Annotated in this window: 7 protein-coding genes; 4 read left to right on the top strand and 3 right to left on the bottom strand. The window is 64.5% G+C overall.

From position 1 onward, the window contains the following. The first annotated feature begins 39 nt into the window (after window positions 1-39). Window positions 40-936, top strand: coding sequence for an EamA family transporter (locus IM816_RS16880; RefSeq protein ID WP_250338973.1), 897 nt, complete (start codon window positions 40-42; stop codon window positions 934-936). Between the two features lie 320 nt (window positions 937-1,256). Here IM816_RS16880 and IM816_RS16875 read toward each other — a convergent pair whose 3' ends face one another. Both IM816_RS16875 and IM816_RS16870 read right to left on the bottom strand, forming a co-directional pair. Continuing rightward, window positions 1,257-4,367, bottom strand: coding sequence for a TonB-dependent receptor (locus IM816_RS16875; RefSeq protein WP_250338972.1), 3,111 nt, complete (start codon window positions 4,365-4,367; stop codon window positions 1,257-1,259). Between the two features lie 482 nt (window positions 4,368-4,849). Continuing rightward, window positions 4,850-7,900 (bottom strand): TonB-dependent receptor, encoded by a 3,051-nt coding sequence (locus IM816_RS16870; RefSeq protein WP_250338971.1) that lies wholly within the window; start codon window positions 7,898-7,900, stop codon window positions 4,850-4,852. Window positions 7,901-8,369: 469 nt separating this feature from the next. On the opposite strand from IM816_RS16870, the gene IM816_RS16865 reads away from it, so the two are divergent. After that, window positions 8,370-10,025, top strand: a complete 1,656-nt coding sequence (locus IM816_RS16865; RefSeq protein WP_250338970.1) for a Na+/H+ antiporter — start codon at window positions 8,370-8,372, stop codon at window positions 10,023-10,025. 8 nt (window positions 10,026-10,033) lie between these two features. Here the strand turns inward: IM816_RS16865 and IM816_RS16860 are convergent, their stop codons facing one another. Next, window positions 10,034-10,819, bottom strand: coding sequence for a TatD family hydrolase (locus tag IM816_RS16860; RefSeq protein ID WP_250338969.1), 786 nt, complete (start codon window positions 10,817-10,819; stop codon window positions 10,034-10,036). Between the two features lie 573 nt (window positions 10,820-11,392). Between IM816_RS16860 and IM816_RS16855 the strand changes: the two genes are divergently transcribed. After that, entirely contained in the window at window positions 11,393-11,833 is a 441-nt protein-coding gene (locus tag IM816_RS16855) for a post-PEP-CTERM-1 domain-containing protein (RefSeq protein WP_143144620.1), read from the top strand. After that, the gene (locus IM816_RS16850; RefSeq protein WP_305884068.1) at window positions 11,830-13,809 is read left to right on the top strand and encodes a PA domain-containing protein; all 1,980 of its coding nucleotides are present in this window, start codon (window positions 11,830-11,832) and stop codon (window positions 13,807-13,809) included. The genes IM816_RS16855 and IM816_RS16850 overlap by 4 nt, the downstream gene beginning before the upstream one ends. Window positions 13,810-13,992: the final 183 nt, after the last annotated feature.

Raw genomic sequence — 13,992 nt, 5'->3', positions numbered from 1 at the left:
GCACGACGTGATTCGTGACGTCACGAAAGGGGACGCCACATGAAACCTGCCGATCTGCTGCTCGGCATCCTTGTCACGGTGATCTGGGGAAGCAACTTCTCCGTGATCGAAGCAGGCCTGCGCGATCTCGATCCTTTCCTGCTGACCGGCTTGCGTTTCACTTTCACCGCGTTTCCGTTGATCCTCTTTCTTCGTCGACCGAGCGATGTGTCACTTGCGGTGCTGGCGGCCTACGGGCTGCTGTTCGGCGTGGGCCTGTGGTGGGTTGTGAACCTCGCGATGGCGCTCGGGTTGTCGCCGGGCCTGTCGTCGCTCGTGTTGCAGTTCAGCGCGTTCTTTACGTTGATCCTGAGCGCCGTGATCCTGCGCGAACGCATCGGGCGCATTCCGATCGTGGGGATGGTCGTTGCGGCGGCGGGCCTGTTGCTGGTGATTGCGTTTACGGACGGACACACAACGCTCGTCGGTGTGGCGCTGGTCCTGCTGGCCGCGCTGAGTTGGAGCGCATGCAACCTCATCGTGAAGCGTTACAAGCCTGCGGACATGATCGCGTTCATCGTCTGGTCCAGCGTGTTTTCCGCGCCGGTGCTGTTTCTTCTCACTTGGCTGAAATATGGCAATGCACCCTTCAACGGACTGCTCACGGGGCTGACGTTGCGCGCAAGCGCTTCCGTGCTGTTCCAGGCCTATGTCACCACGGTGTTCGGTTACATGGTCTGGAACAACCTGATGAAGAAGTATCCGGCCTCGTCGGTGGCGCCGCTGTCGCTGATCGTTCCGGTGTCCGGCGTCGTGACGTCGTACCTCGTCTACCACGAGACCTTTGCGCCGATGGTGTGGGTGGGTGTGGTCGTGATGCTTGTTGGCGTGGCGATCTTCGTGCTCGGGCCGCGTCTTGGGCAGCTGTTCACCAGGCCTCGCCGCTGTAGCGGCTAGGAGACCCTGCCTGTGGGAGCCGCCATGGCGGCGAGGCAATCCACCTCGTCGCATCATCGCTTCGTGGGCTTCTCGCCGCTGTAGCGGCTCCCATAACTTGCCGGTGGGAGCCAGCCTGCTGGCGATGGAGACTTGCTTCGCTGCCAAACCGCTTCGTTGGCTTCTCGCCGCTATAGCGGCTCCCACAGGCACTCTGTGGATTTTTCCGCTATGCGCCAAGGGCATAAAAAAAGCCGCCCGTGGGAGCGGGCGGCGATCTGGGGAGGTTTGCATGGTTGCGCGCCAGGGAGGGACGCGCGCCATGTCTTCTTGTGTGGGAATTACAGCGAGAAGTCGTACTCGGCAGACAGCTGGACGTAACGCGGCTGCTGGAAGCTGGTCGGGATCTTGTAGGTGCTTCCAGCCAGCGAGTTGCCGTTGTTGTCTTCGCCCACTTCGTTGATCGTGGTCGTGTGCTGCTTGTTGAAGATGTTGAAGACGTTCGCCGAGATCGTCACGCCCTTGGCCCACTCGGGCTTGTACGACGCGTTGAGGTCGATGTTCCAGTAGGTGGGTGTGCGTCCCACCGAACCGCGCTTCACGATCATGCCGCTGCAATACAGGTACGCACCGCCACCGTAGCCGCCGTCCACCTGACCGTCGATCGGGTTGAGGCCGTAGCAGTTCTCCGGACGCCCGGTCTGCAGCACGCCGTTCGCACCCACCAGCCATTCCGGCGTGATCTGCCAGGCGCCGTAGAGCTTGAAGGTGTGCTTGCGGTCGTTCGGCAGGTAGCCGTTGGTGCCCGCCATGATCTCGGGGTAGTCGAACAGCTCCGTGGTGCCCGTGTCGGCCTGGCCGTTCGAGGAGTCCACACCACCTTCCGAGTTGCCGCGGGTGTGCGACCACACATATGACGCCTTCATGTACCACGTGTTGTCGAAGTTGCGCTCGGCGGTCAACTGCAACGCCATGTACGAACGCTTGTAGCTCGGCTCGCCCACCGCCGTACCGGGGAGGTGGATGTCGTAGACCGTTCCCGTCGCGTCGACCGGGGTGCGCAAGGTCACCGAGCTGCCCGGGTTGAAGATGTAGCAGCCCGGCACGTTGGCGGCACCCGGGGTCAGGCTGGTGGTATCGAGGTTCAGGCCGTACTGCGCGTTTGCTGCGGCGGCGATCGGGCGGAAGTCGCAGGAATCGTCGATGCCGGTCAGCACCTTGCGGTAGATCGCCTTGGCACCGAGGGTCCAGTCGGACACCTGCTGCTGCGCGCCGAGGATGAACTCACGCTGCTTGAACGGCTTCAGATCCTTGGTGGCGACCGCACCCGGGTTGGGGACGACACCCGCCTCGCCGTTGGCATAGACGGTGCCCGTGCGCGACGGGAACTGTGCCGCGTACGCATCGGACACGGGGCCCAAGCCCAGCGGCGCACCGGTGACCGGATCGACGCCCGTGTAGCTGAAGTAGCGGATCTGGTACAGCGAGGCTGCTGCGCCACGCAGTGCGACGTTGCCGTCCAGCGGGAGCGAGTAGTCGCCGGCGCTGCCGTAGACCTTCAGCGTCGAGTCGCCGTGCACGTCCCACGAGAAGCCGAGGCGTGGCTGCCAACTGTGGACCTGGCTGACGTAGGTCTGGCCGAGGCTGTTGGTGTTGTTGAAGCCGTCGTTGCGCACACCGATGCGGGCGACGAAGTTGTCGGTGATGTGCCAGTTGTCCTGCAGGTAGTACGACTTCTGCGTGATGCCGACCTTGGCGCCGGTCGCAAATACCGCCTGGCGCACTACGCTGTCGCTCGGGTCGAGACCCGGGTCGTGACCCAGGATGCTCGCGGGAATCGACTGGTAGGTGTAGGTCGCGCCGCCTTCGTAGGCGGTGCCGGTGTCGGTGGTGAAGTGGTCGCGCGCCCAACCGGCCTTCAGTTCGTGATCGCCGATGTGATACTCGAAGTCGATGCGACCTGCGTTGCGCTTGTCTTCACCGTTCGGTGTGCTCAGCGTGCCGCTGGTGAAAGAGCAATGCGGATAGCCCGCCGCACCATTGGAGACAGGCGTGCGTGCGTCGATGATGATGGGGCAACCCGGCGAATTCACGGCGTCGAAAATGTTGCCGTCGTACTGCTCGACGGTGCCGTCGGCCGTGGTGGCGCGCTCGATGCGCTTGTTCGTGCTCTTGCCGTACTGGGCAGACACCGTGAAGTCATCCGTGATGTAGCTGGTGTACTTCAGGATGTTGTTCATGCCGCCGGTCTTGTCATAGACCTGACCGAGGTAGTCACCCCGATGCGGCTGGCCGTTGTCGTCGTAGCTGTAGCCGTAGACGCTCTGCTGCGCCGTGCTGGAATCGCTGAAGCCGGTGTATTCGAGGATGTTGCTCTCGTTGATGTTCCAGTCCAGCTTGACCAGGTAGCGCGGGTCCTTGATGGTGGTCTTGTCGAAGTTGCCACCGCCCGTGGTGTCGCCGTAGTGCTCGTCTGCCGTGCGCGTGCCACCGACGAGCGCGAACATGAACAACTTGTCCTTGATCAGCGGGCCGCCCAACCAGGCGTTCCAGCGCTGGCCGAAATCGGTCGCGTTACCGGTCCCGTTGTTGCCGATCACGTAGTTGCTGTTGTGACGGTCGTTCTGGAGCAGCGCGCCGTTCTGCAGGTAGACGTTCGGCTGGCTCGCCTGGAACTGGTACGGATTCCAGGTGTAGTCGACGCCGCCCTTCCACTCGTTCGTGCCGCGCTTGGTATTGACCGAGATCACGCCGCCGGTCGAGTTGCCGTATTCCGCACCGTAGCCACCGTCCTGGATCTCTTCCTGGTCGATCGCCTCGAAAGGCACCTGCGAATAGGTCAGGCTCTGGAAGAAGTTCGTGACGTTGAAGCCGTTGACGTAATAGCTGTTCTCAGCGACCGACGCACCGCCGAACGACGCGAGGTTGCCGAAGGCGCTGTCGCCACGGGTTGCACCGGGTGCCAGCAGCGCCACGGCCGTCTGGTTGCGGGCAAGCGGCAACTGCTTGATCTGCTCCGCGGTCATCACCGTGTTGGTCTGGCTCGACGTGATGTCGATCGGCGGCAGGGCATTCGCCGTCACCGACACGGTGGTCAGGTCCTCGGCAGCGGACGCGGTGGCGGGCGCGGCTAGATTCAGGTTGAAACCCTGACCCGCCACGACCTGGATGTTACGGGTCGCGTTCTGTCCACCCTTGGTGGAAGTGATCTTGTAGTCGCCCGGCGGCAGCGACGAAATGTTGAAGCGCCCGTCGCTGCCGACGGTCGTGGAGCGGCTCAGGCCACTACCCGTATTGGTGGCCGTGACCTCCGCGCCGGCATCGGCCGTGCCGTAGACGGCACCGACGGTGCTTTGCGCGAGCGCTGCGGTCGCAACGAGGCCGAGGCCGAGTGCGATGGCAAGTGAAAGCGAACGCCTCGGCGTGCGCTGTGACGAATGACGCGAATACATGTCTTCTCCCCGGCCAATGGCCAAATGCTGCAAGCCGTTCCGCCGTCCCTCTCGAGGGCGAAACAGAGTGATCAGGCGATGGCCATCCGGGCCCCTTCTTGGCGTCGATCTCCTCCGCATCGATGCGCCGCCGGTTGCCGTTAACACAATGGCAACAAGCGAGCGAAAGCTACGCCCGGCCGACAACCTCACTCAATGCGAGTTGCATGAACGCAAGTTCTTCGATGTCTTGCGCTTGCCGCACCCGCATGGGTCATGCGAATGCATCGCAAGGCGAAATCCATGGGCGACGGACACACGGCACCAGTGGACGCAAGAAGATGCGCAAACGATTTAAGCGAAGATGAAAAAAGCTTCATGAAAAGCATGAAATAGACACATTGGCCGCATGTTTCAGCAGTGGCCTTTCTGCCCAACAAAAAAAGGCCGCCCGTGGGAGCGGGCGGCCAATCTGGGGAGTGCTGCTGCTTTCTTCTTCTAGGTCAGAGCGTGAAGTCGTAACGTGCGCCGAGGCGGACGTAACGCGGGTCCTGGAACGAGCGGGCGCGCTTGTAGTTCGGATTGGCGAGGCCGTTCGCGGTCTCGCCCGTTTCGAAGTACTGCGTCACCTGCTGCTTGCCGAGCAGGTTGAAGACGTCCACCGAGAACGTGAGCTTGTGATCGGCGAACATCGGCTTCCAGGCGGCGCTGACGTCCATCGTGTACGTCCAGGGCGTGCGACCGCGCGACCCACGCGGCGATGGCTCGCCGTTGCACCAGAAGTAGTTGGCACCGTAGCCGTACGGGTCACCGCCAGCGGACAGCGGACGGATGCCGAGGCAGCTCACCGGCGCGCCGGACGTCACGCGACTGACCGTGGAGAACTGCCACTCGTCGGTCGGCGCATAGGTGCCGTAGACGCGAAGCTGGTGCTTGTGGTCGTTGGGCAGATCGCCGTTCGTGTTCTCCATGATCTGCGGGAAGTCCCAGCTCTCGGTCGTGGAGACGTCGGCCTGCACGATGTTCGAATCGAGCTGGCCTTCCGAGTTGCCGTAGCTGCGCGAGTAGGTGTAGTCGATCTTGCCGTACCACTTGTCGCTGAACTGGTGCTCGGCATACAGATCGAGCATGTAGTACGAGCGCTTCGGCTTCGGTTCGCCGATGTCCGCCGCGGAGAGCGGCACGTCGAGGTACTGGCCCGCCGACGGCGAGAGTACGAACGTGTTCGCGCGACCCGGGTTGAACAGCCAGCAGCCCGTGCTTTGTTTGATACCGGCGGCCACTTCGGCGCTGAGCCCGTTGCGATCGCCCCACGCCTGCAGCGGTGCGGAGTCGCAGGTGTCGTCGATGAGGCTGCGCAGCTTGCGGTACATGGCCTTCGCGCCGACCACCCAGTTGTTATCCAACTGCTTGTCGAAACCGAAGATGTACTCGTCCTGGTAGTACGAGTGCAGTTGCTTGGCCGACACCGTCTTCGCGTCGGGCGGCGTGCCGTTGGCGCCGTTGAGGTAGTAGGTGCCCGAGTAAGCGCCCTGGCCGAGACCCGTCGGGACGCCCGTGGTGGGGTCGATGCCGGTGAAGCTGAAGTACTGCGACGGATAGGTCGACGGACCAGCGCCGCGCACGGCCACCGAGGTCGGCAGACCGAGGTGGTACCGTCCCGCGTTGGCGTAGATCTTCAACGAGCTGTCGCCGTAGACGTCCCAGGACACGCCGAGGCGCGGATCGAGCTGATGACGCGCACGCGCGTACGCCTGGCCTTCACCGTTGTAGTTGGAGAACTGTTCGTTGCGCAGGCCGATGTACCCGTGCCAGCGATCGGTGATCTGCCAGTTGTCCTCGGCGAACTGCGAGCGCTGGTTCGTGCGTGCGGACGTACCGGTGCTGAGCGCGGAGGACTCCACGTAATAGCCGTTCGGGAAGTCCGCCGGGTTGTACAGCGTGGGGCTGAGGCCCAGGTTGATCAGGCGCTGCTGGATCACGCTGCCGTCGCCGACATCGTTATACGTATACGCCGTGCCGCCGACCGGACTGGAGCCCCAGGTCGCACGCAGCACGTAGTTGTCCACGCCGGCGCGGAGATCGTGGTCGCCGATGCGGTACTCGATGTTCGCGCTCCAGCCCTTCGTGCTGTCTTTGGAGCCGGGCAGGAGAGTGGTGGTCGAACCGACGGTACAGCCGGTCTGCTTGTTATTGACGAATTCGACGCGTGAATCGGTGATGGACGGGCAGGCCACGCCCGAGGCGCCGTTTACGGTTTGCTGGTGATCGGAGTTGGCGCGACCGTACATCGCGTTCACCGTCAGGTCGTCGGTGATGTAGCCGGTGTAGTGGGCGATGTAGGTGTTGCCGCCGGGCGTGCCGTTGGTCTGGGTGCCGTTGTAGTTCTTGGTGTACTGGTGGCCCAGGTAGTCGCCGCGGCCGGTGCCGTAGTTGTACGCGAAGATCGAGGAATCCGTGGTTTCGGTATCGCCGATGCCCGTCAGTTCGAGGATGTTGTTGTCGGTGATGTTCCAGTCGAGCTTGGTGAGCCAGCGCTTGGTCTTCGCGGTATCCCTCTCGTCGTCGCTGACCGAGTTGGGACCGGTGTAGTTGCCGGTCTGACGGATCCAGTCCGCCGCGGCGAAGATGAACAGCTTGTCCTTCACCAGTGCACCACCGAGCGAGCCGGAGTACTGCAGGTTTTCCTGGTCGCGCTGTGCGTACTGGTTGCCGCGCTGGTACAGCGTGCCGTTGCGCAGGTATACATTGCGCGGTTCCTGCGCCAGCTCCGACGGCGACCACAGCACCTGCACGTCGCCCTTCCATTCGTTCGAGCCGCGCTTGGTGACCACGTTGATCACGCCGCCGGTGGAACGACCGTACTCGGCACCGTAGCCGCCGATGAGCACCTGCTCCTGGTCGATGGCGTCATAGGGAAGCTGGCGCGAGCTCACGCCAGTCAGCGGGTTGGTGACCTGGAAGCCGTTGATGTAGTACGCGTTCTCGGAGGCGGACGAACCACCGAACGACAAGGCGTTGCCGTAGCCGCGCGCGGCCGATGTGGTGCCCGGGGCGAGCAAGGCGATGGAGCTGATCGACGTGCGGGCGATCGGCAGCTTGGAGAGCTGATCCGCGCTCAGCACCGTGCGCGAGTCGACCGAGCTGACGTCGATGCTGGGAAGGCTGTTGGCCGTGACCTGCACGCTGCCAAGTGTCGTGGCGTCGCCGCTGGGCGCGTTGAACGACACGTCGGTACCCTGGCTGATCTGCGTCTGCACGCCCTTGTGCGTGTCGACCACGGCGCCGTTGTGCATCAGGGACACGTCGTAGCTGCCGATCGGCAGCGAATTCGCGCGATAACGACCACTGGCGTCGACGGTGATGTCGCGGCGCAAGCCGGTCGCGGTGTTCTCGATATGCACGGTGTCGCCGGGCGTGGCCGAGCCGAAGATCGAGCCGCTGGCGTTGCTCTGGGCGAGCGCGCCACCTGCGGCGCCCGCACCGATGGCGAAGGCGACGGCCAGTGCGAGTCGGCGGCGTGGTGTCGCTGACGAGTGAGTGACGGACTGCATGGAATCTACCCTCCTGAAGGAACACGTGACGAAAACGGGGTCGAAGCAACCCGCACCCACGCGGCACGCGGGTGTTCCACCGTCACGACGGCGGGCGGGTTACCGAGATGCGAGCAGCGTTGCGACCGGGTACCGCCAAGGCGGCCGATCGCGCCGGCTCATGACGGACGCGGGCGGCCGTCCACTCCTGAAGGGGGTACCGACAACGGAACGTGCAGCATGGACATATCCCCTGGAACGTTGAGCAAGGACGTCGTCCCTGGCGCGAAAATCGCCGTAGCCAGCACTGGCGCAACGGCGCCCCCTCGGGCGCTGGCTAAGGCGGTGTGAAATCAACGTAAACCCCTGTTACGTAACGCGACAATAGGAATAAGTCCTAAGCAGGTAATTGCGCCCGAGGGCGCAAGTTATTGCGCTCGCGACGGGCTGCCCGGTTGCCTCGCTGCGGCACGCCCGATAGCGTCACGCAATGGATCTCGTCATCACCGTTCTCGTCCTTCTTCTGATCGTTGCGCTTTCGGGCGCAGCGGTCCGCGTGCTCCCCGTAAAGCTGCCGCTGCCGTTGCTGCAGATTGCGCTGGGCGCCTTGCTCGCGCGACCGTTCGGCATGCATGTCGAATTCGATCCGGACCTGTTCTTTCTTTTGTTCATTCCGCCGTTGCTGTTCGCGGATGGCTGGCGCATTCCGAAGCGTGAATTCTTCCTGCTGCGCGGGCCGATTCTCGCGCTGGCGATCGGGTTGGTGTTCTTCACCATCGTCGGGGTTGGCTACTTCGTTCACTGGATGATTCCGACCGTTCCGCTCGCCGTGGCCTTCGCGCTCGCGGCCGTGCTGTCACCGACGGATGCGGTGGCAGTCACGTCGATCACCGGCGGCTCGCCCATGCCGCCGCGGCTCATGCACATTCTTTCCGGCGAAGCATTGTTGAACGACGCGTCCGGTCTCGTCGCCCTGCAGTTCGCCGTGGCAGCCGCGCTGACCGGAACGTTCTCGCTCATGGACGCGGCCGGCAACTTCGCCGTGATGGCATTGGGCGGGGTCGCTGCCGGCGCTTTTGTCGGACTGGCCTTCGGGGCACTGCGCCGTCGCCTGATTCGCTGGAGCAGCGAGGTCGATCCCGCGAGCCAGGTGAGCCTATTGCTTCTTCTGCCTTTCGCGGCGTACCTGCTGGCCGAGCACTTCGGTGTGTCCGGCATTCTTGCGGCTGTGGCGGCAGGCATGACGATGAATTACACGGACGTTCGCAAGGGCGGCTACGTCGCCACGCGCGTGCAGACGGCTGCTGTGTGGTCGATGGTGGAGTTCACCTTCAACGGGCTGATCTTCCTGCTGCTCGGAATGCAGCTGCCGGGCATCGTCGGACACGCGAAGCTCGACGTCGCCCAGGCGGGCGGCGGCGAGGTCTGGCATCTGTTCGCCTACGTGCTCGCCGTCACGCTGGTGCTCGTGCTGTTGCGTTTCGCGTGGGTCTGGGTGTCGCTGCGCTTCATGCTCATGCGTGCGCTGCACCGCGGCGAAAAGCGCCCGAAGGTCGGTACGCGTCTGGTCTGGACCTCGGCACTGGCCGGCGTTCGCGGCGCCATCACCATGGCGGGCGTGCTGTCGTTGCCGCTGATGAAAGGCAACAGTCCCTTTCCCGCGCGCGAGCTGATGATCTTCCTTGCCTCGGGCGTCATCCTCTGCACGCTGGTCTTCGGTGCGGTGGGGCTGCCACTGCTCGTGCGCGGGTTGAAGTTACCCGGAGAAGATCCGCGCGTGCGCGAAGAGCGCAAGGCGCGTGCGCTGGCCGCAGAAGCGGCGCTGCGCGGCATCGGCGAAGAGCAGAAACGCGTGGAAGAGAGTGGCGACGAGAACGCCATCGCACTCGCATCGCACGTCGCTGCGCGGGTGATGGCGGATTACCAGCAACGCCTCGAAGCGGCAGGCGAGGAAGGTGACATACCCGAGAAGGCGCGCGCGGAAGCGGGCACGGAGCGCACGATGCGACTGGCCGCACTGCACGCGGAGCGACACGAGCTCTATCACCTGCGTCGCAGTCATACGATCAACGACGAAACGCTGCGCACGTTGATTCGCGAGGTCGATCTCGCCGAGGCGGCACTCACAGGCCTGCATTCGGAATAGACGCAGCCTCAGAGACCGAAGAACGCTTCCGCCGTTCGCGTCGTCGCTTCCGTCAACGCGTTCGGCGTTTCGCCGCGGTCGCGTGCCACCTCGTCGCGGATGTGCGCCAGGTACATCGGTTCGTTGCGGCGATCCTTCGGCATCGGGCGGATCGTGCGTGGCAACAGGTACGGCGCATCGGTTTCCAGCATCAGTCGATGGGCGGGGATGGTCTTCACCAGCTCGCGCAGATGGAGACCGCGACGCTCGTCGCAGATCCACCCGGTGATGCCGATGTGGCAGTCGAGCGCGAGGTAGTCCCGCAGTGCATCCGCGTTGTCGGTGAAGCAGTGCACCACTGCGGCAGGCACGCGGTCGCGATAGCGCTTCAGGATTGCGAGGAAGTCGTCGTGTGCGTCGCGTTGATGGAGGAACAGGGGTTTGCCTGTCTCGACCGCGATGGTGAGTTGCCGTTCGAAGACCTCGCGCTGAATGTCGCGCGGCGAATAATTGCGGTTGTAGTCCAGGCCGGTTTCCCCGATCGCACGAACTTCCGGCGCGCTCGCCAGCTCGCGAAGGCGCTCGTGGGTCGCGTCGTCGTACTCCACGGCGTGGTGCGGATGGACGCCCGCCGTGGCGAACAGGCGTCCGGCGTGGGCGCGAGCAAGTGCGAGCGCATGCTCGCTGCCTTCGCGCGAAGCACCCGTCACCACCATGCGACCGACCCCGTGGGTGCTCGCCCGTTGCAGGACGTCGTCAAGATCCTGGCGAAAGGATACGTGGGTGAGGTTGGCGCCGATGTCGATCAAGTCCATGTTTTCTTTCGCTTTGAAGCCGAGGGGTGACGAAGCCTGCTGCACGTTATTCGTGCGCAAGCTCATGAATTGTTGAACAAATAGACGTCCAAAGCGAGTTTCCTACGGCTTTTCGCCCTGTGCGTTTGGCCGATACGTTTTCACGCGTCAAAAGATTGACGTTCGTATTTTCCTGCTGCTACGTTCCAACGACCGCCGTCAAAAATGTGACGCGCGGAAGCGACAGGAAGGGTCGGGGGGAACCGGCCTTCGTTGCAGGGGATGTCCTCAGGGCACCTAACAGGGAGACGGTCTGCGAAGGCCGTCGCTGGCAGTACCACGGGCAGGGGTAGTGCAAATGGTAAACCGTTCGACGACAGGTCACCGTTCCGTCGCCAGCCACTCCGGCAGCGTTGCCGGGTCGCCACCGAGTCCCACCACGTCATGAATCGTCGCCGCCGCGCGAGGCGCGGCGGTGGGCAGGGTTGGCGTTGAGGGGAACGTCGAATCCTCGAGTGTTTACGCCGGCGAGGGGGTCTTCGCCGGTGGGCGTGCAGGGAGGGGTCCCGGCGCCGCACTAGGGAGGTACTGGTAATGACTTCACGAACACTGGCACAGGCCTTGGGTCTCGTGCTGACGGGCATGTTCACGATGGCGGGCGCGGCGCAGGCCGCGGACACGCCGCAGGCATCGCAGCCGCAGACCGTGGTGGTCCAGGGCGTCCAGGTCGCCATCGATCCGTCGACCGGCCGCCTCCGCGAGCCGACCGCCGCCGAGCGCGACGCGCTGTCGAAGGCTTTTCAGGTTCGTTCCGACAAGGCCTCCGCCCTGTCGGCGCCGCGCACTGCGGCCGACGCCCGCGCCACGTTCCGCACGGTGAGCCTCGGCAACGGCGTGCGTGCCAAGGCCGTGCGCGTGCCGCAGGAACTGATGAGCAGCGTCGTGGCGGAGCGTACCGCCGACGGCAAGCTCGTCGTTCACCATGACGACCATGGTGTGCAGGCCGCTCCGAAGGCACCGGAGGTGACCCGATGATCCGCCGCAGCCTCCTGTTCACCGCGCTTGCTACCGCAGGCCTGTTCGGCTCGCTGGCCACCAGCGCCGCCGAGATCAAGATCGTCAACCAGGATGTCGGTACCGGCCAGGGTCTCGACGATCAGACGCCCGCCACGCCGGTTGGCGGCAACCCTGGCACCACCGTCGGCAAGCAGGCGTTGAACGTCTACCAGTTCGCCGCCGATATCTGGGGCGCGGTCCTGCAGAGCGACGTCACCATCGTCAACAACGCCACGTTCGAGCCGCTGAGCTGCGATGCGACGTCCGGCGTGCTCGGTTCCTCCGGTACCACCTACATCTTCTACTTCGACGACAGCAGCACGCTGCCGGCCGGTGCCGTGCGCAACACGTGGTACCACTCCGCGCTGTTCGATGCGCTGACCCACGAGGACGGCGCGCCCGGCGAAGCGGACATCCAGAGCCAGTTCAACGGTGCGCTCGGTTCCACGGGATGCCTGGAAGGTTCGAAGTGGTACTTCGGCCTCGACGGCAAGACGCCGGCAGGCTCGATCAACTTCCTCAACGTCGTGCTGCACGAGATGGCCCACGGCCTCGGCTTCTCGGGCTTCAACAGCCTGACCACCGGTTCGCCGTACGTCGGCGACGATGGCGTCGCGCGTCCGGACATCTACTCCACCTTCGTCTACAACGACACGCAGATGAAGAAGTGGTACGACCTCACCAACGCGCAGCGCGTCACGGCGGCGCTGGACGACGGCAAGCTCGTGTTCACCGGTGCGACGGTGAAGGCGGAAGCGCCGCTCGCCCTCGGTACGCCCAACGTCTTCCGCGTCACGGCCCCGGCCGCTGCCGCTGGCGACTACGGCTATGCACAGGCGGCGTTCGGTCCGACGGCGACGTCGTCGAACTTCACCGGTAGCGTCGTGCAGGCGCAGCCGAACGACGGTTGCAACGCGATCACCAACGGTTCGGCGCTCGCCGGCAAGATCGCGCTCATCGATCGCGGCACCTGCGACTTCACCGTCAAGACGCTCAACGCTCAGGCTGCCGGCGCCAGCGCCGTGCTCATCGCCAACAACCAGGCCGGTGCGATCACGCCGGGAGGCACGCCCGCTTCGCCGGTGAACATTCCGGTCATTGCGGTCAGCCAGGTGGACGGCAACAAGCTCAAGGCCAACCTCTCCGGCCTCACCGGTGCGGTGGGTCAGGGTACCGGCCTCGCCGGTGCGGACGCCCAGGGCAACGTGCAGTTGTACGCGCCGACCACGCTCGCGCAGGGCTCGTCGTTCTCGCACTACGACACGCGCCTGACGCCGAACGCGATCATGGAATACGCCATCAACCAGGATCTGGAGGGACAGATCGACGTCGATCTGACGCCCGCGCTGTTCCAGGACATCGGTTGGGGCCTCAACCGTGGCACGCAGAAGCTGCTGACCTGCGACACGGGTATTCCGACCCTCGTCCCCGGTGGCGTCATCATCGGTGCGAACGTGATCGCCAACGCGGAAGTTCTCGCTGGCGCCGCGGCCGACGTGGGCACCTACCGCTCGGCGGTCCGCGCTTATGCGACCCAGCTCGCCACTGACGGACTGGTGACGGCGAGCCAGGCGAGCAGCCTCAACGCGTGCTTGTCCGATACGGAAACCCAGGCGCAATACGCCGCTTGGGGCCCGCCGCCGGCACCTCCGGGCATCGTGCTGAACAACAACGTGGCACTGGGCAACCAGAAGGGCGCGGCAGGCGCGAGCACGGTCTATCTGCTCACGGTGCCGGCCAACGCCAAGACCCTCACGTTGCGCACGTTCGGTGGTTCGGGCGACGTCTCGATCTCGGTCACCGATCCGAGCGGCAAGGTGAAGGATCAGCCGAACCGTCCGGGCAACAGCGAACCGTTTACCGCCAGCAAGCCTGCTGCCGGTACCTGGACGCTGACCGTGAAGGGCGTCAAGGCGTACTCCGGGGTGAGTGTCCTCGGAGCCTACACGCTCTGACGTAGACGAGGCCCCGGTTCGCCGGGGCCTCGTTGTTCGGGGGGAACCCGCATCGCGGGAAAGCGAAACACCGGTTGCACACACGATGGCAGGACGGCGCAAGCCGCCAGCCAGGGGACACATCGTCCGCCGCGGTCGCGACGGACTGGCGAAGGGCCGCGCGTCGCGCGCCCGCGCATCGAT

This window comes from Luteibacter flocculans (genome assembly GCF_023612255.1).
Taxonomy (GTDB): Bacteria; Pseudomonadota; Gammaproteobacteria; order Xanthomonadales; family Rhodanobacteraceae; genus Luteibacter; species Luteibacter flocculans.
Note: the sequence above shows the minus strand (reverse complement) of the source record. Positions and strands in the feature narration are given on the sequence as shown.

What these genes read in the sequence shown, in the direction of transcription:
- IM816_RS16865 (WP_250338970.1), top strand. Translation starts at nt 8,370, where the DNA reads ATGGATCTCGTCATCACCGTTCTCGTCCTTCTTCTGATCGTTGCGCTT.
- IM816_RS16875 (WP_250338972.1), bottom strand. Translation starts at nt 4,367, where the DNA reads ATGTATTCGCGTCATTCGTCACAGCGCACGCCGAGGCGTTCGCTTTCA.
- IM816_RS16850 (WP_305884068.1), top strand. Translation starts at nt 11,830, where the DNA reads ATGATCCGCCGCAGCCTCCTGTTCACCGCGCTTGCTACCGCAGGCCTG.
- IM816_RS16860 (WP_250338969.1), bottom strand. Translation starts at nt 10,819, where the DNA reads ATGGACTTGATCGACATCGGCGCCAACCTCACCCACGTATCCTTTCGC.
- IM816_RS16855 (WP_143144620.1), top strand. Translation starts at nt 11,393, where the DNA reads ATGACTTCACGAACACTGGCACAGGCCTTGGGTCTCGTGCTGACGGGC.
- IM816_RS16870 (WP_250338971.1), bottom strand. Translation starts at nt 7,900, where the DNA reads ATGCAGTCCGTCACTCACTCGTCAGCGACACCACGCCGCCGACTCGCA.
- IM816_RS16880 (WP_250338973.1), top strand. Translation starts at nt 40, where the DNA reads ATGAAACCTGCCGATCTGCTGCTCGGCATCCTTGTCACGGTGATCTGG.